18 protein-coding genes and 2 pseudogenes are annotated in these 23731 nt (G+C 63.8%); 9 read left to right on the top strand and 11 right to left on the bottom strand.

All coding sequences use genetic code 11. From position 1 onward, the window contains the following. Positions 1-144 precede the first annotated feature (144 nt). The 4 genes from fusA to OKW37_RS19445 form a co-directional block, all read right to left on the bottom strand. On the bottom strand, positions 145-2250 hold the full coding sequence (gene fusA / locus OKW37_RS19460; RefSeq protein WP_429404654.1) for an elongation factor G: 2106 nt from the start codon (positions 2248-2250) through the stop codon (positions 145-147). 319 nt (positions 2251-2569) lie between these two features. Further along, positions 2570-3085: a DUF192 domain-containing protein gene (locus OKW37_RS19455; RefSeq protein ID WP_184006379.1), complete on the bottom strand. Its 516-nt coding sequence runs from the start codon at positions 3083-3085 to the stop codon at positions 2570-2572. 144 nt (positions 3086-3229) lie between these two features. Continuing rightward, positions 3230-3418, bottom strand: coding sequence for a hypothetical protein (locus OKW37_RS19450; protein WP_184058182.1), 189 nt, complete (start codon positions 3416-3418; stop codon positions 3230-3232). A 494-nt stretch (positions 3419-3912) separates the two neighbouring features. Beyond that, the gene (locus OKW37_RS19445; RefSeq protein WP_429363122.1) at positions 3913-4482 is read right to left on the bottom strand and encodes a pseudouridine synthase; all 570 of its coding nucleotides are present in this window, start codon (positions 4480-4482) and stop codon (positions 3913-3915) included. Between the two features lie 261 nt (positions 4483-4743). Here OKW37_RS19445 and icd point away from each other — a divergent pair, with 261 nt between their 5' ends. After that, positions 4744-6000 (top strand): NADP-dependent isocitrate dehydrogenase, encoded by a 1257-nt coding sequence (gene icd, locus OKW37_RS19440; RefSeq protein ID WP_429404657.1) that lies wholly within the window; start codon positions 4744-4746, stop codon positions 5998-6000. A 182-nt stretch (positions 6001-6182) separates the two neighbouring features. On the opposite strand, the gene OKW37_RS19435 is transcribed toward icd, so the two are convergent. Next, complete coding sequence (locus tag OKW37_RS19435) at positions 6183-6389, bottom strand: cold-shock protein (protein ID WP_007180614.1); 207 nt, start codon at positions 6387-6389, stop codon at positions 6183-6185. 555 nt (positions 6390-6944) lie between these two features. Here OKW37_RS19435 and clpS point away from each other — a divergent pair. Together clpS and clpA are read left to right on the top strand one after the other, a co-directional pair. Next, positions 6945-7259: an ATP-dependent Clp protease adapter ClpS gene (clpS, locus tag OKW37_RS19430; RefSeq protein ID WP_008919570.1), complete on the top strand. Its 315-nt coding sequence runs from the start codon at positions 6945-6947 to the stop codon at positions 7257-7259. Next, positions 7256-9553, top strand: coding sequence for an ATP-dependent Clp protease ATP-binding subunit ClpA (gene clpA / locus OKW37_RS19425; protein WP_090801577.1), 2298 nt, complete (start codon positions 7256-7258; stop codon positions 9551-9553). Before clpS ends, clpA begins: the two co-directional genes overlap by 4 nt. Positions 9554-9770: 217 nt before the next feature. Here the strand turns inward: clpA and dut are convergent, their stop codons facing one another. The 6 genes and pseudogenes from dut to OKW37_RS19395 form a co-directional block, all read right to left on the bottom strand. Further along, on the bottom strand, positions 9771-10217 hold the full coding sequence (gene dut, locus OKW37_RS19420) for a dUTP diphosphatase (RefSeq protein WP_018421593.1): 447 nt from the start codon (positions 10215-10217) through the stop codon (positions 9771-9773). A 66-nt stretch (positions 10218-10283) separates the two neighbouring features. Continuing rightward, entirely contained in the window at positions 10284-11300 is a 1017-nt protein-coding gene (locus OKW37_RS19415; protein ID WP_429356049.1) for an LLM class flavin-dependent oxidoreductase, read from the bottom strand. Between the two features lie 81 nt (positions 11301-11381). Then, positions 11382-12600 (bottom strand): annotated as a pseudogene (gene coaBC / locus OKW37_RS19410) (bifunctional phosphopantothenoylcysteine decarboxylase/phosphopantothenate--cysteine ligase CoaBC). A gap of 124 nt (positions 12601-12724) precedes the next feature. Further along, positions 12725-13231, bottom strand: coding sequence for a signal peptidase II (lspA, locus tag OKW37_RS19405; RefSeq protein WP_090801573.1), 507 nt, complete (start codon positions 13229-13231; stop codon positions 12725-12727). Next, positions 13231-16068 carry an isoleucine--tRNA ligase gene (gene ileS / locus OKW37_RS19400; RefSeq protein ID WP_429404662.1) on the bottom strand — a complete coding sequence of 946 codons (2838 nt, stop codon included), beginning with the start codon at positions 16066-16068 and terminating at the stop codon, positions 13231-13233. Before ileS ends, lspA begins: the two co-directional genes overlap by 1 nt. A 168-nt stretch (positions 16069-16236) precedes the next feature. After that, on the bottom strand, positions 16237-17232 hold the full coding sequence (locus OKW37_RS19395; protein ID WP_429404664.1) for a bifunctional riboflavin kinase/FAD synthetase: 996 nt from the start codon (positions 17230-17232) through the stop codon (positions 16237-16239). 138 nt (positions 17233-17370) lie between these two features. Here OKW37_RS19395 and purN point away from each other — a divergent pair, with 138 nt between their 5' ends. The 6 genes and pseudogenes from purN to nadC all read left to right on the top strand — a co-directional run bounded on the left by purN (position 17371) and on the right by nadC (position 23671). Then, positions 17371-18024: a phosphoribosylglycinamide formyltransferase gene (purN, locus tag OKW37_RS19390; RefSeq protein ID WP_090801571.1), complete on the top strand. Its 654-nt coding sequence runs from the start codon at positions 17371-17373 to the stop codon at positions 18022-18024. Then, positions 18021-19280, top strand: a complete 1260-nt coding sequence (locus OKW37_RS19385) for an RsmB/NOP family class I SAM-dependent RNA methyltransferase (protein WP_184058175.1) — start codon at positions 18021-18023, stop codon at positions 19278-19280. Before purN ends, OKW37_RS19385 begins: the two co-directional genes overlap by 4 nt. Before the next feature lie 75 nt (positions 19281-19355). Further along, positions 19356-20081, top strand: a pseudogene (locus tag OKW37_RS19380) (hypothetical protein); the annotation flags it as partial. Positions 20082-20281: 200 nt separating this feature from the next. Further along, complete coding sequence (locus tag OKW37_RS19375; protein ID WP_184058173.1) at positions 20282-21478, top strand: DesA family fatty acid desaturase; 1197 nt, start codon at positions 20282-20284, stop codon at positions 21476-21478. 130 nt (positions 21479-21608) lie between these two features. Then, the gene (gene nadA / locus OKW37_RS19370) at positions 21609-22748 is read left to right on the top strand and encodes a quinolinate synthase NadA (RefSeq protein WP_429408365.1); all 1140 of its coding nucleotides are present in this window, start codon (positions 21609-21611) and stop codon (positions 22746-22748) included. Beyond that, positions 22748-23671 carry a carboxylating nicotinate-nucleotide diphosphorylase gene (gene nadC, locus OKW37_RS19365; RefSeq protein WP_429404666.1) on the top strand — a complete coding sequence of 308 codons (924 nt, stop codon included), beginning with the start codon at positions 22748-22750 and terminating at the stop codon, positions 23669-23671. Before nadA ends, nadC begins: the two co-directional genes overlap by 1 nt. The last annotated feature ends 60 nt before the right edge of the window (positions 23672-23731 follow it).

The following is a 23731-nucleotide window of genomic DNA, read 5'->3' as shown; positions in this document are numbered from 1 at the left end:
AGGGGCGTGCCGCATGGCTGATCAACATTCTGGCACGTTCAAAAAACGGGTGCGTGGCTCGACGATGCAAACGGCGCCGTAAAAAAAAGCCCGCTCACAGGGAGCGGGCTTCGGCTTGTCGCGCTCAACGCCGCCGCGTCAGCGTCATTGCTTCTTCGCGTTGATCACGGCCTCGGCGACATTGCTCGGCGTCTCGGCGTAATGCTTGAACTCCATCGTGTAGGTCGCGCGGCCCTGGGTGGCCGAGCGCAGCGACGTCGAATAGCCGAACATCTCGGCGAGCGGCACCTCCGCGCGCACCAGCTTGCCGCCGCCGCCCGCGATGTCTTCCATGCCCTGCACCATGCCGCGTCGGCTCGACAGGTCGCCCATCACGTTGCCCATGAAGTCCTCGGGCGTTTCCACCTCGACGGCCATCATCGGTTCGAGCAGGATGGGCTTCGCCTTGCGCATCGCTTCCTTGAACGCTATCGAGCCGGCCATGCGGAACGCGTTTTCGTTCGAGTCGACGTCGTGGTACGAACCGAACGTCAGCGTGACCTTCACGTCGACGACCGGATAGCCCGCGAGCACGCCGGCTTTCAGCGTTTCCACGATGCCCTTGTCGACTGCGGGGATGAATTCGCGCGGAATCACGCCGCCCTTGATCGCGTCTACGAATTCGTAGCCCTTGCCCTGCTCGGACGGCTCCAGCGTAATCACCGCGTGGCCATACTGACCGCGGCCGCCCGACTGCTTGACGAACTTGCCTTCGACGTCCTCGACCTTGTTGCGCACGGTTTCGCGATACGCGACCTGCGGCTTGCCGACGGTCGCTTCCACGCCGAACTCGCGCTTCATCCGGTCGACCAGAATTTCGAGGTGCAGCTCGCCCATGCCGGAGATGATCGTCTGTCCGGATTCCTCATCGGTCTGCACGCGGAACGACGGGTCTTCCTGCGCGAGACGGTTCAGCGCGATGCCCATCTTTTCCTGGTCGGCCTTGGTCTTCGGTTCGACGGCCTGCGAGATCACCGGGTCCGGGAAGATCATCTTTTCGAGGATGATTACATGGTTAGGATCGCAGAGCGTGTCGCCGGTGGTCGCTTCCTTCAGGCCGACGGCCGCGGCGATGTCGCCCGCGTAGACCTCCTTGATTTCCTTGCGCTCGTTCGCGTGCATCTGCAGGATCCGGCCGAGGCGTTCCTTCTTTTCCTTGACCGCGTTGTAGACCGTGTCGCCCGAGTTGACGACGCCCGAGTACACGCGGAAGAAGATCAGCTGACCGACGAACGGGTCGGTCATGATCTTGAAGGCGAGCGCCGAGAACGGATCGTCGTCGTTGGGATGACGCTCGATTTCCTTGTCGTGCTCGTCGTGACCGGTGATCGCGGGCACGTCGACCGGCGACGGCAGATAGTCGATCACCGCGTCGAGCATCGCCTGCACGCCCTTGTTCTTGAACGCGCTGCCGCACAACATCGGCACGATCTGGTTGGCGATCGTGCGCGCGCGGATGCCGTGCTTGATTTCGGCTTCGCTCAGCGGTTCGCCGCCGAGGTACTTCTCGAGCAGTTCCTCGTTCGCCTCGGCCGCGGCCTCGACCATCTTGTCGTGCCATTCCTTCGCGGTGGCCGCGAGTTCAGCCGGGATGTCGCGGTACTCGAACTTGATGCCCTGGCTGTCGTCGTCCCAGTAGATCGCCCTCATCTTCACGAGGTCGACCACGCCCTGGAAGTGCTCTTCCGCGCCGATCGGAATCTGGATCGGCACGGCGACCCCCTTCAGACGATCGCCGATCTGCCGCTGCACGCGGAAGAAGTCCGCGCCGACGCGGTCCATCTTGTTGACGAATGCGATGCGCGGCACCTTGTACTTGTTCGCCTGGCGCCACACGGTTTCCGATTGCGGCTGCACGCCGCCGACCGAGTCGTACACCATGCAGGCGCCGTCGAGCACGCGCATCGAGCGCTCGACTTCGATCGTGAAGTCGACGTGCCCGGGGGTGTCGATGATGTTGATCCGATGCTCGGGATAGTTGCCGGCCATGCCCTTCCAGAACGCGGTCGTGGCCGCCGACGTGATCGTGATGCCGCGCTCCTGCTCCTGTTCCATCCAGTCCATCGTCGCCGCACCGTCGTGAACCTCGCCGATCTTGTGGGTCACGCCGGTGTAGAACAGGATCCGTTCGGTGGTGGTGGTTTTGCCGGCATCGATGTGAGCGCTGATGCCGATATTCCGGTAGCGCTCGATGGGAGTCTTGCGGGGCACGTGAATCTCCTTGTAATGGCGCGCCTGAAACGCATGCCGGGCGACCGCGTGGGCCGCCCGGGGAGTCTGAGTGGTGCTTTATCTGGCGTTACCTTATCGAGATTACAAGGATAGCGCGTCGATTGGTCTTTTGCATGAATCCTGCCAGCCGGCGCGAAGGCTGGTGGCGCGGGGCTGAGCGGGCGAAAAAAAGCCGGCGCCTCGGGTCGAGACGCCGGCTTTTCGCGGGATAGCGTGGCGGGACGGTGCCCCCGCTCAGAGGCCGCTCCGGGGCCATTTACGGGGCTGCACGGACACGCGGACCGGCGGTGAGAGGGTCTTACTGCGTGATACCCGGCACCGGCGGTAAGCCCTGGATCTGCATGCCCGGCTTGATGCCCTTCGCCGAGAACCAGCCCTTGGGCATTTCCAGCGCGAACACGCCGTTGTGCGTCGGGCAGTGGTTGTTGGTGGTCTCGGCCTGCATCTCGTCGATGTCGGTGATCGTGCCGTCGGCGCGCATGAATGCGATCGACAGCGGGATCAGCGTGTTCTTCATCCAGAAGCAGTGGCCCGCGTTCTCGTTGAACACGAACAGCATCCCTTCGTTCGGCGCGAGCTTCGTGCGATACATCAAGCCCTGTTCGCGGTCCGCGTCGTTGGCGGCGACGGCCGCGTCGATCACGAACATGCCAGCGGTCAGCTTGACGCGCGGAAACTCGCTCGGCTGCTTGGCGCCCGGCGGCATCTGCTGCGCCTGGGCGGGAGCCGTGGTGACGACGAACGACAGCGCCGCGAGCGGCAGTGCTACGGCAATGGCGAAACGCGCCATCGACGAGCGCATGGAAAATCGCACGGCAAGACTCCTTGCTGAAATTGACTCGCGCATGTTACGCGAGCGCGTCAAAAACAAAAAGGCAGATCGCCTTGCGGTGATCTGCCTTACAACGCCGTAAGAACGGCAATGAAGCTGGTTCTTTACTGCGTTTTTACAAGCAACTTACTCCGAAGCTGCCGAAGCTGCAGCTGCTGCCTTCTTGTGCGACTTCTTGTGAGCGTGCTTGGTGGTCTTCTTTGCCGACGAAGCTGCTGCTGCCGGAGCTGCGGGAGCTGCTTCCGGTGCCGAAGCTTGTGCGAATGCTGCCGTTGCGAAGAGGCCAGCGACCAGAGCGGCGATCAGTTTGTTCATTTTGTGAATCCTCAGCTTGAGTTAATTAACCAAATGACCCGGCATATGTAGAGTCATGTCGGTAAACGTGCCATCCACCTTTCGGTTGACAGCCGCATCGAACAAATTTTTCGACGCGTCTGCTAGCGTTCGGACTTTCGTACTCGCCGCGAAAACGGCGTATGCAAATGTCTTTAAGGCTGAATGCCGGATAGCTTCGGCGGCATCTGCGTCGGATAACGCGTGGAGTTGTACGGCGGTTGACGCGAATTGCGCGGAAATTTTGATCGTGATGACACCGCTCAAACCGCGTGGCGCAGGCTCGCGGCGAGCCCACTTGTTTCACGCATTTCGGGCCTGCGTTTCACGCATTATTTTGCGTGCTGCTACAACGAGTTAGCTTGATTGTCACAGCCGTGAAACGGGTTTGGAGTGAGCACGTCCAGGCTGATTCGCGCGTGCGTGAGTTCGGCACGCGGTGTTGCGGCGATAAACGAACAATCGTCAAATAATGTTCAGGCGACGCCATCCCATGGCGCGTTCGCTCGCAACTCCGTGCTCTGTCCAGGTTGCAGTCCGAGTGAAAAAATGTCAAGCGCACCGATGCCGACCCGCACGAGACGCAGCGTCGGAAAACCCACCGCCGCCGTCATGCGACGCACCTGACGGTTCTTGCCTTCGGTGATCGACAGCTCGATCCATGTGGTCGGGATCGCGGCGCGATAGCGGATCGGCGGCGTGCGCGCCCACAGCGAGCTGGACGGTTCAACATAGGTCGCCTGACATGGGCGTGTCACGTAGTCGCCGAGATCGACGCCGCGCGCGAGCTTTTTCAACGCGGCGTCGTCGAGCGCGCCTTCGACTTGCGCCCAATAGCGTTTGACGAGCTTGTGACGCGGCTCGGCGATGCGCGCCTGCAGCGCGCCGTCATCGGTGAGCAGCAGCAGGCCTTCGCTATCGGAGTCGAGCCGGCCAGCCGGATAGACGCCGGGTAGCCTGACCCAGTCGGCAAGCGACGTCCGCGTCTCGTGTGGCGAAAATTGACAGATGGTGCCGAACGGCTTGTTGAGGGCGAGAAGGCGCATAGGAGAGCGATACGGCAGAGCGATACGGCGCGATGATAATGCATAAACCGGGACGCAGATTCTTCTATCTTATAGAGGAGCGTGGCGCGTTCGAGAGGCCGTCTATGTTGGAAAACCCGGAGCTAGGGGCGGCCGCGTCGCGCGTGGGACGTGGGCTAGAATAGCGGCCAGGCCGCTCGCGGCGGTTCGGCATTGCGCGGCGAGGGCGTCTCTTTCGCAGTCTCCCATCAGCTTTTGCACAGCTTTCACTGGAGTCCGATCATGCCGTATCAGCACATCAAGATTCCGACAGGTGGCGATAAGATCACCGTCAACGCCGACTTCTCGCTCAACGTTTCCGACGAGCCGATCATCCCGTACATCGAAGGCGACGGCACTGGTCTGGACATCACACCGGTCATGCTCAAGGTCGTGGATGCGGCGGTCGAAAAGGCGTACGGCGGCAAGAAGAAAATCCACTGGATGGAAATCTACGCGGGCGAGAAGGCGACCCGGGTGTACGGCCCGGACGTATGGCTGCCGGACGAAACGATGCAGGCGGTCAAGGAATACATCGTGTCGATCAAGGGGCCGCTCACCACGCCAGTCGGGGGCGGCATCCGCTCGCTGAACGTCGCGTTGCGCCAGGAACTGGACCTCTATGTGTGCCTGCGCCCGGTGCGATATTTGAAGGGCGTGCCGTCGCCGGTGCGCGAGCCCGAGAAGACCAACATGGTGATCTTCCGCGAGAACTCGGAAGACATCTACGCGGGCATCGAATGGCCAGCTGAATCCGAGCAGGCGAAGAAGATCATCAAGTTCTTGCGCGAAGAAATGGGCGTGAAGAAGATCCGCTTTCCGGATTCGTCGGGTATCGGCATCAAGCCGGTGTCGCGCGAAGGTACCGAGCGTCTGGTGCGCAAGGCGATCCAGTACGCGATCGACAATGAACGCCGCTCGGTCACGCTGGTGCACAAGGGCAACATCATGAAGTACACCGAAGGCGCGTTTCGCGACTACGGCTACGCGCTCGCGCAGAAGGAGTTCAACGCGGAACTGATCGACGGCGGTCCCTGGATGAAAGTCAGGAATCCGAAGACCGGCGGCGATGTCGTCGTGAAGGACGTGATTGCCGACGCGTTCCTGCAGCAGATCCTGCTGCGCCCGGCCGAATACGACGTGATCGCCACGCTGAACCTGAACGGCGACTACATCTCGGACGCGCTCGCCGCGCAGGTCGGCGGAATCGGAATCGCGCCGGGCGCGAACCTGTCGGATTCGGTTGCGATGTTCGAAGCGACGCACGGCACGGCGCCGAAATACGCGGGCAAGGATTACGTGAATCCCGGCTCGGAAATCCTGTCAGCGGAAATGATGCTGCGCCACCTGGGCTGGTTCGAGGCGGCGGATCTGATAATCAGCTCGATGGAAAAATCGATCCTGCAAAAGCGCGTGACTTACGATTTCGCCCGCCTGATGGAAGGCGCGACCCAGGTGTCGTGCTCGGCATTTGGGCAAGTGATGATCGAAAATATGTAATTGACGCGCCGGGATTATCCGGTTCGCATAAAATCCCCGGCGCCAGCAAACGGCCGGGGTATTTTTTTACCAGGAATTTTCGCGCGGCTTTCCGGCCGGAAAATCCGTTGCAATAGAAAGCTGCCACAAAAAAGAAACCCGGCGCGGAGCCGGGTTTCAAAAAGGACGGGTATCGAAACGTTTCAGGCTGGCGCCTGAATGTTCGATGCCTGCTTGCCTTTCGGGCCTTGCACGACTTCGAAGGTGACCTTCTGGCCTTCCTTCAGCGTCTTGAAGCCATTCATCTGGATGGCCGAGAAGTGTGCAAACAGATCCTCGCCGCCCTCGTCAGGCGTGATGAATCCGAAACCCTTTGCGTCGTTAAACCATTTGACCGTACCAGTTGCCATTCCAACTTCCCCTGTAACTCATGTCACTACCACGAGCCCTCGAAAAGCCACGACCACGCGAGGCAGTCGTTCCCTCCTCACAAGCTCACCATCGGCATTTTTTCGAGATTATGGCTTGGTGAAAAAAGTGCCAGCTTGATTGTTGGGGCTCTTTATTCGAGTGTCAAGAAAATTTTGAGACGTCGTTGTCGCGTTGCAAACAGGCCGCTTTCCAGGGTTTTTACCGCTTCCGTATGTGCGGTGGCGCAAGCGGCGTGGCTTGAAAAGTCGCATAATCCACTCACATGCTGACTGTGCCCGCGGCGCCGACGCCCAGCGCGGCGAGCGCTCGCAGCCAGTACCGGCAGGTTGTGCGATACTCGATCCGACCGCGGTGCAGCACGCGCCGCGCATGACAGGATTGGGGCCGACACCGCAATCGGCCCGTCGAAAACGCGCAGGCCTGGCCGAACATGACAGCGTCGTGACCGCCGGGTGGCAGCGAACGGGCTCATCGGCCGGGCGGCCGGGTTCTGACAGGATTGCGGGCCTGTCCTAGTTGTTTAGAATGGGTGTATGGCGATTATCCCGGACAAGCAGGACGGCACCGTACTGGAGCGGCAGGAGCAGAAACTCAAGCCGCCATCCATGTACAAGGTGGTGCTGCTGAATGACGACTTCACGCCGATGGAATTTGTCGTGATGATCGTGCAGGAATATTTCAATAAGGATCGTGAAACCGCAACGCAGGTCATGTTGAAGGTGCATCGCGAGGGCAGGGGAGTTTGTGGGGTCTATACGCGGGACATCGCGTCGACCAAAGTCGAGCAAGTCGTTACCCACGCACGGCAGGCCGGGCATCCGCTGCAGTGTGTGATGGAGGAAGCATGATTGCCCAGGAACTGGAAGTCAGCCTGCATATGGCGTTCATGGAAGCGCGCCAGGCAAGGCACGAGTTCATAACGGTCGAGCATCTTTTGCTCGCGCTGTTGGATAACCCGACGGCGGCAGAGGTACTGCGCGCTTGCGCGGCCAATATCGAGGATCTGCGCCAGAACCTGCGCAACTTCATTCATGACAACACGCCGACCGTGCCGGGCACGGACGACGTCGACACGCAGCCCACGCTCGGTTTCCAGCGTGTGATCCAGCGCGCGATCATGCATGTGCAGTCCACCTCGAACGGCAAGAAGGAAGTGACCGGCGCGAACGTGCTGGTCGCGATCTTCGGCGAGAAGGACTCGCATGCGGTGTACTACCTGCAGCAGCAGGGCGTCACGCGTCTGGACGTAGTCAATTTCATCTCGCACGGCATCGCCAAGACGAGCAGTTCGGACGCCGCGAAGGCGAGCGATGCGAATGCCGAGTCCGACGAAGCCGCCGCGCAGAAGGAAACGCCGCTCGCCCAGTTCACGCAGAACCTGAACCAGATGGCGAAGGACGGCCGCATCGATCCACTGATCGGACGTGAGTCGGAAGTCGAGCGTGTGGTGCAGGTGCTGTGTCGCCGCCGCAAGAACAATCCGCTGCTGGTCGGCGAGGCCGGTGTCGGCAAGACCGCGATCGCCGAAGGGCTCGCATGGCGCATCACGCGCGGCGAAGTGCCGGACATCCTGGCCGATGCCCAGGTGTATTCGCTCGACATGGGCGCGCTGCTCGCGGGCACCAAGTATCGCGGCGATTTCGAGCAGCGTCTGAAGACGGTGCTGAAGGAACTGAAGGAGCGTCCGCACGCCATTCTCTTCATCGACGAAATCCATACGCTGATCGGCGCGGGTGCCGCGTCGGGCGGCACGCTGGACGCGTCGAACCTGCTGAAACCGGCGCTCTCGTCGGGCACGCTGAAGTGCATCGGCGCAACCACCTTCACCGAATATCGCGGCATCTTCGAAAAGGACGCGGCGCTGTCGCGTCGTTTCCAGAAGATCGACGTGACCGAGCCGACCGTCGAGCAGACGGTCGCGATCCTGCGCGGGCTGAAGTCGCGCTTCGAAGAGCACCACGGCGTCAAGTATTCGTCGGGTGCACTGTCGGCGGCGGCTGAGTTGTCGGCGCGCTTCATCACCGATCGTCATTTGCCGGACAAGGCGATCGATGTGATCGACGAAGCGGGCGCGGCGCAGCGCATTCTGCCGAAATCGAAGCAGAAGAAGACGATCGGCAAGAACGAGATCGAGGAAATCATCTCGAAGATCGCGCGCGTGCCGGCGCAAAGCGTGTCGCAGGACGATCGCAGCAAGCTGCAGACGCTCGACCGCGATCTGAAGAGCGTCGTGTTCGGTCAAGATCCGGCTATCGATGCGCTGTCGGCCGCGATCAAGATGGCGCGCGCGGGCCTCGGCAAGCTCGACAAGCCGATCGGCGCATTCCTGTTCTCGGGTCCGACCGGCGTCGGCAAGACCGAGGTCGCGAAGCAGCTCGCGTTCACGCTCGGCATCGAGCTGATCCGCTTCGACATGTCGGAGTACATGGAGCGTCACGCGGTGAGCCGGCTGATTGGCGCGCCGCCGGGCTACGTCGGTTTCGACCAGGGTGGCCTGCTGACCGAGGCGATCACGAAGAAGCCGCACTGCGTGCTGCTGCTCGACGAAATCGAAAAGGCGCATCCGGATATCTTCAACGTGCTGCTGCAGGTGATGGACCACGGCACGCTGACGGACAACAACGGGCGTAAGGCGGACTTCCGCAACGTCATCATCATCATGACGACGAACGCGGGCGCCGAGGCAATGGGCAAGTCGGTGATCGGCTTCACGAACCGCCGCGAGGCGGGCGACGAGATGGTCGACATCAAGCGCATGTTCACGCCGGAGTTCCGCAACCGTCTGGACGCGACGATCAGCTTCCGTTCGCTCGATGAGGAAATCATCATGCGCGTGGTCGACAAATTCCTGATGCAGCTGGAAGATCAGCTTCACGAGAAGAAGGTCGATGCGCTCTTCACCGATGCGCTGCGCAAGCATCTGGCGAAGCACGGTTTCGATCCGCTGATGGGCGCGCGGCCAATGCAGCGCCTGATCCAGGACACGATCCGTCGCGCGCTCGCCGACGAGCTGCTGTTCGGCAAGCTGATGAACGGCGGCCGCGTGACGGTCGACGTCGATGCCGACGACAAGGTGCAGTTGACCTTCGACGAGCATCCGGCGCCGCGCAATCCGAATCCGGAGGCGGTGGAAGTCGAGTGATGTCAGTCAGGCCGACGTTGGGTTGAGCTGGCCGGACACCAAAGGCAGAACGGCGCGGGTTTTATCCCGCGCCGTTTTTTTATGCCCGACGTTGGGTTGAGCTGGCCGGACACCAAAGGCAGAACGGCGCGGGTTTTATCCCGCGCCGTTTTTTTATGCTCTGGTTTTTTCTCACGGCGCTCGCTGAAGGCGCCAGCCGCCGCGTCGCAGCAATCGATCAATGCTTGCCGGTGCTACCAAACCCGCCCGCGCCGCGCACGCTTTCCTCGAAGTCATCGACGATATTGAACCCGGCCTGCACGACGGGCACGATCACCAGTTGAGCGAGGCGTTCCATCGGATTCAGCACGAATGTCGTCTCGCCGCGATTCCACGTCGAGATCATCAGTTGGCCCTGGTAATCGGAATCGATCAGGCCGACCAGATTGCCGAGCACGATCCCATGCTTATGGCCGAGACCCGAGCGCGGCAGAATCAACGCCGCATAACCGGGGTCGCCGACGTGGATCGCGAGTCCGGTCGGCACCAGCGCGGTTTCGCCGGGTTTCAGCGTCAGCGGTTCGTCGAGGCAGGCGCGCAGATCGAGGCCGGCGCTACCGGTCGTCGCGTAAGCGGGGAGCTGTTCGCGCATGCGCTGATCGAGAATCTTCAGGTCGAGTTTCATTCAGGTTCGATAGTTGGGGGTGAGATTGGTGAAGGGGCACGCGGCTGACTGGCAACGCCTTTGCGATCAAGCCGCCTGGTTCGAGCCGAGCTGAAATGCGTCGGCGAGCAGTTCGTAGGAGCGCAAGCGCGCACGATAGCTGCCGGCGACGGTCAGCACCATCAGCTCGTCGGCCTGGAACTGCTGCTGTAAATCCGTGAGCCGTTCGGTCACGCGCTCAGGCGTGCCGATGATGCTGCGCGGCTTTTCGCGGTCGATCACGAGCTGTTCGCGCTCGCCATATTCCTGCGCGATGCCTTGGTCGATCGAGGGTATCGGTTCGTTCAGACCATACGCCATCTGCACGCGACGCAGATCGACGGCTTTTTCGAGGTCCGCGGCTTCCTGCTCGGTATCCGCGCAGATCACGAAGACCGCGGCCGCCAGATACGGCCGCGACGCGTCTTTGCCAGGCTGGAAGCGCTCGCGATACGCCAGCGCGACCTGTTTGCCGAAATGCGCGTTGATGAAATGCGCGAACGAAAAGCGGATGCCGAGCTGCGCCGCGAGCAAACCGCCGAAGTCGCTCGAGCCGAGCATCCACAGCTGCGGGCGCGTATCGATCTGCGGCTGCAGCAGCACGCCCTGCGCGAGATGATCGTCGGGCAGCGCGCCGTGCATGAGGCCGAGCAGCTCGGCGACCTGCTGCGGAAAATGCTCGCCGCGATTGTAAGCGCCGGCGGCGACCGCCTGCGCGGTGCGCATGTCGCCGCCCGGCGCACGTCCGACGCCGAGATCGACGCGATTCGGAAACAGCGCCTCGAGCATCATGAACTGCTCGGCGACCTTGAACGGGCTGTAGTACGGCAGCATGATGCCGCCCGAGCCGATGCGAATGCGTTTGGTCACGCTGCCAAGGCGCGCCAGCATCACTTCAGGGCAGGGATTCGACACGCCGCGCAGGCCGTGGTGCTCGGCGCACCAGTAGCGCGTGTAGCCGAGGTCGTCGGCGAGTTGCGCGAGTTCGACGGTCGCGGCGATCGCGTCCGCCACCGAATGGCCGGCGATCACCGGTGTTTGATCGAGCACGGAGAGTAGCGTCATGGCAGTAGTGCTCCAGGTGATTCCGGTCGGCTAACCGGGCAAAGATGGCAGGGCCACACGGGCCCACTGCCGCTCGCTCGTTCAGCCAACCGGACTGATGCCGGGCGGCAGACGCTTCGCGATTTCCGCGATCAGCGCGCGCGCCAGCGTCTGCTTGTCGGCGCGTGGCAGCTTCGTCGCGCGGCCTGCTTCGAACAGAATCACTTCGTTGTCGTCGAGCCCGAACGTTTGCGGCCCCCAGATTGCCGATCAGCAGCGGCACGTTCTTGCGGGCGCGCTTTTCCTCGCCGTGGACTTCGAGGTTGTCGCTTTCGGCGGCGAAGCCGACCGCGAACGGCGGCTTCGGCCGCCCGGCGACCGCGGCGAGGATGTCTGGATTCTCGACGAATGAAAAGCTCGGCAGCGCGTGCTCGGCGGTCTTCTTGATCTTCTGATCGCTGACGTGGTCGACGCGCCAGTCGGCCACCGCCGCGACGCCGATGAAAATGTCCGCCTCCGCGACCGCGCGCATCACCGCGTCGTGCATCTGCTGCGCGGTCCGCACGTCCTCGCGCAAGACGCCCCACGGCGTGTCCAGCGCGACCGGACCGGCCACCAGATGCACGTCGGCGCCGGCCTGCTGCGCGGCGCGCGCGAGCGCGAAGCCCATCTTGCCGCTCGAACGATTGGTGATGCCGCGCACCGGGTCGAGCGGTTCGAAGGTCGGCCCGGCGGTCAGCAGCACGCGCCGGCCGGACAGGATTTTCGGCGCGAAGAACGACGCGACCGCCTCGTAGGTCGCGGCCGCTTCGAGCATGCGCCCATCGCCGATTTCGCCGCAGGCCTGCGGGCCCGAATCCGGGCCGAGCACCTCGACGCCGTCCGCGCGCAGTTGCGCGACGTTGCGTTGCGTGGCCGGGTTCTGCCACATCTGCCGGTTCATCGCCGGCACGACGAGCAGCGGGCAGTCGCGTGCGATGCACAGTGTCGAAAGCAGATCGTCGGCCATGCCGTGCGCGAGCTTGGCGAGGAAGTCGGTCGACGCCGGCGCGATCACGATCACATCGGCTTCGCGCGATAGATCGATGTGCGCCATGTTGTTCGGCACGCGACCGTCCCACTGGCTCGTGAAGACCGGCCGCCCCGACAGCGCCTGCATCGTGACGGGGGTGATGAACTGGGTGGCCGCTTCGGTCATGACGACCTGCACGGTCGCGCCTGCCTTGGTCAGCAGACGCGTGAGTTCGGCGATCTTGTAGCAGGCGATGCCGCCCGTCATGCCGAGGACGAGGTGTTTGCCTGCGAGTTCTGCGGTTGCCAACGAAAGCCTCCGACAAAGCGTGATCGCGCGGCGGCGCGAGGGCGTTGCCCGTCGTCGCCGCGCGCTTCAAACCGGACCTGAGGCACGGCTCGCGCAGCCGCGACCGTGCCTCACGTCGGCGACGTTAGCGTGTGCCGCGTACCCGCCGCAGCTCGTCGATCACGAGCAGGATCGCGCCGATCGTGATCGCGCTGTCGGCGAGATTGAACGCCGGCCAGTGCCAGCCGCCCACGTGGAAATCGAGGAAGTCGATCACGTGGCCGTACGCGAGCCGGTCGATCACATTGCCGAGCGCGCCGCCGAGAATCAGCGCGAGCGCCGTGCAGAACATTTTCTGCCCGCTATGGCGCTTGAGCAGATAGCAGATCACGAGCGCCGCGACCACGCCGAGCGCGGTGAACGCCCAGCGCTGCCAGCCGCCCGCCATCGCGAGGAAGCTGAACGCGGCGCCGCGGTTGAACACGAGAATCAGGTTGAAGAACGGCGTGACCTCGTGCGGCACACCGTAGGCGAACACCTTGCGCACGGCGATTTTCGTCAGCTGGTCGAACAGGATGACGATCAGCGCGATGCCGAGCCAGGGTGCGAGCGAACTGCTTCCGGTGCGCGTTTTCGACATGGTTCTCGCCATTATGCCGCGCTCCTCGATTCGCCACTGCCGAACAGGTTGCTGAAGCAGCGGCCGCACAGCGACGGATGCCCGGCGTTCGCGCCGACGTCCGCGCGATAGTGCCAGCAGCGCTCGCACTTCAGGTACTTCGACGCGATCACTTCGACGCCTTCGTCGGCTTCGCTGTCGACCTTGACGACGTTCGCCGCCGACGTGATCAGCACGAACTTCAGGTCGTCGCCGAGGCTCGCGAGTGCGTCGTAACGCGCGCCGCTCGCGCGGATTTCGACTTCCGCCTGCAGCGACGAGCCGATCAGGTTCGCGACCCGCGCCTCTTCGAGCGCCTTGGTCACGTCGCCGCGCACCGCGCGCAGCAGCGTCCACTTGTCGAGCAGCGCGCCCGCGTCCGGCACGGCCGGGTACGCGTGGTACGTCTCGGTGAAGATCGTCTCGCTATTGGGCTGGAACACCTTCCACGCTTCTTCCGCGGTGAACGACAGGAACGGCGCCATCACGCGCAGGAGGCCGTGCGCGATGTGGTAGAGCGCGGTCTGCGCCGAGCGGCGGGCGACCGAATCCGCCGCGCTCGTGTAGAGGCGGTCCTTCAGCACGTCGAGGTAGAAGCCGCCCAGGTCTTCCGAGCAGAACGTCTGCAACTTGGCGACGACAGGGTGGAACTCGTACTTCTCGTAGTGCGCGAGGATGTCGTTCTGCAGATTCGCCGACAGCGTCACCGCGTAACGGTCGATTTCGAGCCAGTCTTCGACCGGACGCGCGTGCTGCGCGAAGTCGAAGTCCGACAGGTTCGCGAGCAGGAAGCGCAGCGTATTGCGGATGCGGCGATAGCCTTCCGTCACGCGCTTCAGGATTTCCTCGGAGATCGCGAGCTCGCCCGAGTAGTCGGTCGACGCGATCCACAGGCGGATGATTTCCGCGCCGAGGCGGTTTGCGACTTCATGCGGATCGATGCCGTTGCCGAGCGACTTGCTCATCTTGCGGCCTTCGCCGTCGACGGTGAAGCCGTGCGTGAGCAGCGCGTTGTAGGGCGGGCGGCCGTCGAGCATCGACGCGGTCAACAGCGACGAATGGAACCAGCCGCGATGCTGGTCCGAGCCTTCGAGGTACAGGTCGGCCGGAAACTGCAGCTCGTCCTTGTGCGAGCCGCGCAGCACGTGCCAGTGCGTGGTGCCCGAATCGAACCACACGTCGAGCGTGTCGCGGTTCTTTTCGTACAGGTTGGCGTCCTCGCCGATCAGCTCTCGCGGATCGACCGTCTGCCATGCCTCGATGCCTTCCTTCTCGATGCGCTGCGCGACCTGTTCGAGCAACTCCAGCGTGCGCGGGTGCAGCTCGCCGGTTTCCTTGTGCACGAAGAACGCCATCGGCACGCCCCACTGGCGCTGCCGCGACAGCGTCCAGTCCGGGCGGTTCGCGATCATGCTGAAGAGGCGCTGCTTGCCCCACGACGGATAGAACGCCGTGTTCTCGATGCCTTCGAGTGCGGTCTCGCGCAGCGTCCTGTCGCCGTCGTTCGGCTTCACGTCCATGCCGGCGAACCACTGCGAAGTGGCGCGGTAGATGATCGGCGTCTTGTGGCGCCAGCAGTGCATGTAGCTGTGCGTGTACTTCTCGGTGCGCAGCAGCGAGCCGGCGCCTTGCAGCGCCTCGACGATCTGCGGATTGGCAGCCCAGATCGACAGGCCGCCGAACAGCGCGAGCGATTCGATGTAGCGGCCGTCGCCCATCACCGGGTTGATGATGTCCGAGTCGGCCATGCCGTGCGCCTTGCATGACACGAAGTCTTCCACGCCGTACGCCGGCGACGAGTGCACGATGCCGGTGCCGGTTTCGGTCGTGACGTAGTCGCCGAGGTAGACCGGCGCGGTGCGCTTGTAGCCCGGATGCGCGGACGCGAGCGGGTGGTTGAAGCGCAGGTTCACGAGCTTTTCGCCCGGCGTCGTCGCGACGACCGTGCCTTCGAGGCCGTACAGCTTCAGGCACGCCTCGACGCGTTCCTCAGCGAGGATCAGCAGGCCGCGCGGCGTGTCGACGAGCGCGTAGACGAGTTCCGGATGCAGGTTCAGCGCCTGGTTGGCGGGGATGGTCCACGGCGTAGTGGTCCAGATCACGATGCCGCCTTCGTTGCGCGGCAGCGCGGCGAGGCCGAACGCCTGCGCGGTCTTCTCTGGTTCGGCGAAGCTGAACAGCACGTCGATGGTCGGATCGGTCTTGTCCTTGTACTCGACTTCGGCTTCGGCGAGCGCCGAGCCGCAGTCGAAACACCAGTTGACCGGCTTCAGGCCGCGGAATACGTAGCCTTTTTCCATGATTTTCGCGAGCGCGCGGATTTCGCCGGCTTCATTCGCGAAGTTCATCGTCTTGTACGGATTGTCCCAGTCGCCGAGCACGCCCAGACGGCGGAAGCCGGCCTTCTGCTTCTCGATCTGCTCGGTCGCGTAGGCGCGCGCCTTCTGCATCACTTCGGCGGCCGGCAGCGACTTGCCGAACTGCTTTTCGATCTGGATTTCGATCGGCATGCCGTGACAGTCCCAGCCCGGCACGTAGACCGCGTCGAAGCCCGCCAGATTGCGCGCCTTGACGATCATGTCCTTCAGGATTTTGTTCACCGCGTGACCGAGGTGGATGTCGCCGTTCGCATACGGCGGGCCGTCGTGCAGGATGAACTTCGTGCGGCCCCTGGAGGCGGCGCGGATCTTCTCGTACACCTTGCGTTCCTGCCAGTCCTTGACCCATTGCGGCTCGCGCTTGGGCAGGTCGCCGCGCATCGGGAACGGTGTGTCGAGCAGGTTGACCGGGTAGCGGGACTGCGGTTTCGAATCAGCTTTCTTGTTGCTCATGATGTGGGTGGCGGTGAATTCGTTTCTATGCGTAGCGGCGCGCGGATTGCGCGCTGCGCGAGGAGCGTGGGACGCGCCCGGCAGGCGGCTCCGCGTGAAGCACGGACGCCCTTCGATGCGCGCGGCGACGGTTCGTGCGGCGCGGCGCGCCGGCCCGAACCGCGGTGGTTATCTAATTCGGTCGGTGGCCGAGGTGGCGAAACCGGTGGTACGGCTGCCCGGCGTGCCGGCGCCGACCGCGGCGAACCATGCGCGCGCATTGGCGACGTCGCGCGCGATCGCGGCGGTCAGCGTTTCGAGATCGACGAACTTCTCCTCGTCGCGCAGCTTCTTCAGAAATTCGACGCGCACGAGTTTGCCATACGCGTCGCCGTGCCAATCGAGCAGGTGCACTTCGAGCAGCACACGGCCGGAATCGTCGACGGTGGGGCGCAGGCCGAGGCTCGCGACGCCCGGCAGCGGTTGCTCGGCGATGCCGTGCACCTGTACGACGAAGATGCCGGCCAGTGCCGGACGCTTGTGCGCGATCGGCAGATTGAGCGTCGGAAAGCCGAGATCGCGGCCGAGCTTCATGCCATGGGTGACGTGGCCGCTGATCAGATAGTCGCGGCCGAGCGCTGCGCGCGCCGAGTCGAGGTCGCCCGCGACCAGCGCCGCGCGCACGCCCGAGCTCGAGATGCGCGCGCCCGTCGGATCGGCGACCGTCGCCATCTGTTCGACTTCGAAACCGTACTGCTTGCCGGCCGTGCGCAGCGACGCGAAATCGCCGGCGCGCTTCGCGCCGTAGCGGAAGTCGTCGCCGATCATGATCCAGCGCGCGTGCAAGCCGTTGACGATGATCCGCTCGACGAACGCATCTGGCGACTGGCTCGCGAACGTGTGATTGAAGTGCTCGACGACGACCCGGTCGACCCCGTTGGTGCGCAGCGCCTCGAGCTTGTCGCGCAGCATTGCGATGCGCGGCGGCGCGCCGGCCGGGTTGAAGAACTCGCGCGGGTGCGGCTCGAAGGTCATCACGCAGACGGGCAGGCCACGCGCGTTCGCGGCCGCGCGCACGTGGGCGAGCAGAGCCTGGTGGCCGCGGTGGACACCGTCGAAGTTGCCGATGGTCAGCGCGCACGGCGCGCGGCTCTCGGCATTGGGAAGGCCGCGGAAGACTCTCACGATAGTGGGTTGCAGGCGTTGCTGCGATTGCAATAGGGGCGCGGGCGGGGTGCCACAAAACAATCGATTATAAACGCTTGGCGCAACAGACGGCTGCGCGGTCGCGGTCCGGCGATTGCCGAATGATAAAATCCGCGCATGAAAAAACTCGTCATCCTGATTTCCGGGCGGGGTAGCAACATGGAAGCCATCGTGCGCGCCTGCGCGAGCGAGGGCTGGCCGGCGCGGGTCGCCGCCGTGATTGCTAACCGTCCCGATGCCGCGGGGCTCGCGTTCGCGGCGTCGCATGGCATCGCCACGGCGGTGGTCGACCACCGCCAGTTTCCGGATCGCGACAGCTTCGACGCGGCACTCGCCGAGCAGATCGACGCCATCGCGCCGGACCTCGTCGTGCTCGCGGGCTTCATGCGCGTGCTGACCGAGCGCTTCGTCGATCACTACGCAGCGCGCATGCTGAACGTGCACCCGTCATTGCTGCCGAGCTTTCCGGGTCTGAAGACCCATCAGCAGGCGCTCGACGCCGGCGTGCGGTTCCACGGCGCGTCGGTGCATTTTGTCACATCAAAGCTGGATCACGGGCCGATCGTCTTGCAGTCGGCGGTGCCTGTCGAGGCGGGCGATACCGCACAGACGCTCGCCGCACGCGTGCTCGCCACCGAGCACATCATTTATCCACGCGCGGTGCGCTGGTTCGTCGAAGGGCGTCTCGCTCTGGACGGCTCGCGCGTCACGCTTACGCCGTCGGAGCCGCAATGGCTCTTTGCCGGTCACACCGCCGGAGAGGGCGCATGAGATTGCATGGTTTCCTGATTGGACAAACTGAAACGCTGCTGGCCGAAGTGCTGCGGCTGAACGGCCCCGCCGACGCCACCACGAGCCGCTTCTTCCGCGCGCATCCGAAGCTCGGGCACGCCGAGCGTGGCGTGATCGCCGAGGCGGTGTTCGCCGTGCTGCGCCGCCGGATGGAGTTCGCGCATCTGGCCGAAAGCGGCACTGGCAGCCCCGCGCGCCGCATGGCGCTGCTGGGCCTGATGCAGACGGCCGGACGCTCGGCGCTCAAGCCGTTCGTCACCGAGGCCGAGGCGACGTGGCTCGAACACGTGGCGAAGATCGACCCGGAAAGCCTGCCGCTGCGGATTCGCCTGAACCTGCCCGACTGGATCAGCCAGGCGCTCAGCTCGCGCTTCGAGGCCGCCGAGCTCGCGCAGCTGGCCGCCGCGCTGAACTACCCGGCGCCGCTCGATCTGCGCGCGAACCCGATCAAGGCGAGCCGCGACGACGTGCTGGGTGCGCTGTCGAAGGCGGGCATCGAGGCGGGCGCGACGCCATTCGCGCCGCTCGGGGTGCGCGTGGTCGGCAAGCCGGCGCTCACCAAGCTCGACGCGTTCCAGCAGGGCTGGCTCGAAGTGCAGGACGAGGGCAGCCAGCTGCTGTGCTCGCTGGTCGCACCTCGGCGCGGCGAGATGATCGTCGATTTCTGTGCGGGCGCGGGCGGCAAGACGCTGGCGCTCGGCGCGGCAATGCGTTCGACCGGCCGGCTCTACGCGTTCGATATCTCCGAGCGGCGTCTCGCGAAGCTGAAGCCGCGTCTCGCGCGCAGCGGCCTGTCGAACGTGAACCCGGTGCTGATCGACAGCGAACACGACGCGAAGATCAAGCGTCTGGCTGGCAAGATCGACCGCGTGCTCGTCGATGCACCGTGCAGCGGCCTCGGCACGCTGCGCCGCAACCCGGATCTGAAGTGGCGCCAGTCGCCGGAGTCGATCGCCGAGCTGGCGCCGAAGCAGGCGTCGATTCTCACGAGCGCGGCGCGTCTCGTGAAGAAGGGCGGCCGGCTCGTCTATGCTACGTGCTCGATTCTCGAAGCCGAAAACGAGGCGGTCGTGCAGCAGTTCCTCGCCGATCACCCTGATTTCGCGCTGGTGCCGGCGCGCGACGTCCTTGCCGAGCAGCGTATCGAGCTGGAGATGGGCGACTACCTGTCGCTGTGGCCGCACCGCCACGCGACCGACGGCTTTTTCGCCGCCGTGCTCGAGCGCCAGAGCTAGGCAACCGGCTGCAGGCCGGCGCGCGGATTGGCGGATGAATCCGCGCGCGCCGGCCATTCCGGCGACATCGATGCCGGCGCGGCACTGGTGTGGCTCGCGCGGGCGATCGCCGGCCAGTTCATGGACACCGCGCTGCTCGATCTGGCGCTGGTGCCGCTCGCCGGCATCGGCTGATCTGCATCGTGTTCTTCTTCGCGCGGCGGGTGTTCAACCGCGAAGGTGGCGAGCATCCGTGGCTGTTTCTCGTCGAGAAGATCGTGTCGGTAGTCGTTTGGATCGGCATGGTACTCACGCTGTTGGGCATTCAGAACGCCGTGATCGCGTGGATGGACAGCGTGAGCTTTGGCGTCGGTAATGCGCATATGACGTTGCTGTCGCTGATCACGGGGCTGTTGTCGGTCGCCGTCACGTTGATCGTCGCGATGTGGCTCGGCTCGTCGGTCGAAGATCGCTTGATGCGCTCGAAGACGCTCGACGCGAATCTGAAGGTCGTGGTCGCGCGCGTCGGCCGAGCGGCCTTCGTGCTGGCGGGGCCGGGACGGCATCAATCTCGAGTTGGGTTTCTGGATCGAAGATGCGGCGAGCGGCACGCGTGGCGTGCTCTCAACCGTCAACTGCAATATCTGGCGTCTCTTTTCCGAGCACGGCGTCACTATTGCGTTCCCGCAACGCGAGGTGCGCATCGTCGGTCAGGCAAGCGGCGCAATGCCGCACCCGGTGGCGATGACCGATCCGGTTTCCGACACGACGTCCGATCCCGCGCTCAGGCCCGCCAACCGTGCCGCCAACGACGGCCGTTAAGCCCCATTTCGCGCCGCGGCAAGGCATGCGCCAGTGCCCAGTCAGTCGCTATCGACTTGATTGCGCACAAAAAATCCCTATTTGTTACAAACACTTGGAACCCTTCAAGTAGAATATCGTCCTATCCCGCTGTATGCTTTCACTTTCATGACACGCGTGCCGCGTGTGCTTCGTATCTCTCGTTCTGCAGGTAACTTACCTTGTTGAATTCTTTGCTCGATTTCCTTGCCCACGGGCTGCTGCATTTATCGTGGTGGCAACTCGTCGTGTACACGCTGATCGCGACGCACATCACGATTATCGGCGTGACCGTCTATCTGCATCGCTGCCAGGCGCATCGCGCGCTGGATCTGCACCCGATCGCCAGTCATTTTTTCCGTTTCTGGCTGTGGATGACCACCGGCATGCTGACCGGCCAGTGGGCCGCAATTCACCGCAAGCACCACGCGAAATGCGAGACTGAAGAGGATCCGCACAGCCCGCAGACGCGCGGCATCTGGAAGGTGCTGCTCGAAGGCGCCGAGCTCTATCGCACCGAAGCGAAAAACGAAGAAACGATGCGCAAGTTCAGTCACGGTACGCCGAACGACTGGATGGAGCGCAACGTCTACACGAAGTACCCGATTCTTGGCGTGAGCCTCATGATGGTGATCAACGTCGCTCTGTTCGGCGTCGTCGGCCTGACCATCTGGGCCGTGCAGATGGTATGGATCCCTTTCTGGGCCGCGGGCGTGGTCAACGGCCTCGCGCACTTCTGGGGCTATCGCAACTTCAATTCGTCGGATGCGAGCACCAACATTTTCCCGTGGGGCATCATCATCGGTGGCGAAGAGCTGCATAACAATCACCACACGTATGCGACGTCGGCGAAGCTGTCGAACAAGTGGTACGAGTTCGACATTGGCTGGATGTACATCCGCATCATGCAGGCGTTTCGTCTGGCCAAAGTGAAGAAGGTCGCACCGACGCCGCGCCTGACCACCGGCAAGCTCGTGCTCGATCAGGACACGCTGCAGGCCGTGCTCGCGAACCGCTACGAAGTGATGGCGCGTTACGCGAAAGCGATCAAGCGCGCATACCGCCAGGAGCTCGCGCATCTGAAGGAAGTCGGCGCGCGCGAAAAGTATCAGGTGATGCGTGGTGCGCGCAGCTGGTTCCACAAGGAAGAGGCGGGCCTGAACGAGCCGCAGAAGCTCCAGCTGCCGCAGATTTTCGCGAACAGCCAGAAGCTGAAGACCTACATCGACATGCGCAACGAACTGGCGGCAATGTGGGAGCGCTCCAACGCGTCGCGCGAGCAATTGCTGGTGCAATTGCAGGACTGGTGCCATCGCGCAGAGCAGAGCGGTATCAAGGCGCTGCAAGACTTCGCGATGCGACTGCGTCGCTATGCCTGAAATCCATTAAAATTTCAGTACGTCACAAAACCCCGCGTTGGCGGGGTTTTGCGTTTTTGGGCCGTGGAAATGCATTGCGCGTGTAGCGCGATCGGCAAGCCGCGGCGGCCAGGTGAGGGCAGAGGACATGATGGAGCAGCAGGCGATCAGGACCGTCGAATTCGATCGGCCTCAGGCGCAGGGCACGACCTGCGGGATCGGGCAGGCGTGGGCGAAGGTGCCCGAGACGCCGTCGGCGGAAGAAAAGCGGGCGCTGAAGGCGCGCATTCGCGAATTACTCAAGCGCGAGAAAGCGGTGCTGGTCGCGCATTATTATGTCGACGCCGAATTGCAGGAGCTCGCCGACGAAACCGGCGGTTGCGTGGCCGATTCGCTGGAAATGGCGCGCTTCGGCCGCGATCACGAGGCGCAGACGCTGGTGGTCGCGGGCGTGCGCTTTATGGGCGAGACCGCAAAAATCCTCAGTCCAGACAAGCGCATTCTGATGCCGGATCTGGATGCGACCTGTTCGCTCGACCTCGGTTGTCCGGTCGACGAGTTCTCGGCGTTCTGCGACGCACACCCGGACCGCACGGTGGTCGTGTACGCGAACACGAGCGCGGCCGTGAAGGCGCGCGCGGACTGGATGGTGACGTCGTCGATCGGGTTGGAGATCGTCGCCGATCTGCATGCGCGCGGCGAGAAGATCATCTGGGCGCCGGACCGTCATCTCGGCAGCTACATCCAGGGCAAGACCGGCGCGGACATGCTGATGTGGCAGGGCTCGTGCCTCGTGCACGACGAATTCAAGGGCATCGAACTCGATCTGCTGCGCGCCGATTATCCGCACGCGAAGGTGCTCGTGCATCCGGAGTCGCCGGCCAACGTGGTCGCACAGGCGGACGTGGTCGGCTCGACCACGCAGTTGATCGACGCCGCGCAGAAGCTCGATGCGACGCACCTCATCGTCGCGACCGACCTCGGCATCCTGCACAAGATGCAACTCGCCGCGCCCGGCAAAACGCTGATTGCCGCGCCGACGGCCGGCAACAGCGCGACCTGCAAGAGCTGCGCGCATTGCCCGTGGATGGCGATGAACGGACTCGCCAATCTGGCCGATGTGCTCGAACGCGGCCACAACGAAATCTTCGTCGAGCGTGGGATCGGCGAGCGTGCGCGTCTGCCTATCGATCGCATGCTCGATTTCGCGGCGCGTCACAAGAAGCGCGTGCAGGCGAGCGGCGATCTCGCGCGCGACGCGCAACTGTATTCGAATGTGGGGGCAGCGTAATGAAGGTGGTGGAGAAGGCGCCTGAGCAGGTAGTGGCGCGCGAAGGGGCCGACGCAGTGTCGCCGCTTTTCGCGGCGATTCACGCGCAATATGGCGTGGCGTTCGACGCGGCGCTCGCACGCAATGTCGCCGATGCACTCGCCGAAGATATCGGCACCGGCGATCAGACCGGCCGCCTCGTGCCTGCCGATGACGTTCGCGATGCGCGCATCATCGTGCGCGAGGAAGCGGTACTGTGCGGCGTGCCGTGGTTCGACGCGGTGATGCGCGCGGTCGATCCTCGCATCGTAGTTCAATGGCGTTATCGCGAGGGCGACCGCATGAGCGCCGACACGACGGTCTGCGATCTTCGCGGGCCGGTGCGCGCGCTGCTGACCGCCGAGCGCAACGCGATGAATTTCCTGCAACTGCTGTCGGGCGTGGCGAGCGCGACGCGCCGCTATGTCGACGCGATTGCTCACACGCACGCGCGCGTTCTCGATACGCGCAAGACGCTCCCGGGCTTGCGGCTCGCGCAGAAGTACGCGGTGCGCATCGGCGGCGGTGCGAACCAGCGGCTCGCGCTGTACGACGGCATTCTGATCAAGGAAAACCATATCGCCGCGGCCGGCGGCGTGGGCGCGGCGATGGACGCGGCGCTCGCGTTGAATGCGGGCGTGCCGATCCAGATCGAAGTCGAAACGCTCGAACAACTGGAAACTGCGCTCGCGCATGGCGCGCAGTCGATCCTGCTCGACAACTTCTCGTTCGACATGATGCGCGACGCGGTTCGCATCACGGCCGGGCGCGCGGTGCTCGAAGTGTCCGGCGGCGTGAATTTCGAGACCGTGCGCACGATCGCGGAGACTGGCGTGGACCGCGTGTCGATTGGCGCACTGACCAAAGACGTGCGCGCGACCGACTACTCGATGCGGATCGTTTGAGCGCCGCGCGTTTTAGCGCGACAGTCGACGCTCGTGACGACTTAACAAGGCCATTGCCGG

The sequence above is a fragment of the Paraburkholderia sp. MM5482-R2 genome, from assembly GCF_050436125.1.
GTDB lineage: Bacteria > Pseudomonadota > Gammaproteobacteria > Burkholderiales > Burkholderiaceae > Paraburkholderia > Paraburkholderia tuberum.
Note: the sequence above shows the minus strand (reverse complement) of the source record. Positions and strands in the feature narration are given on the sequence as shown.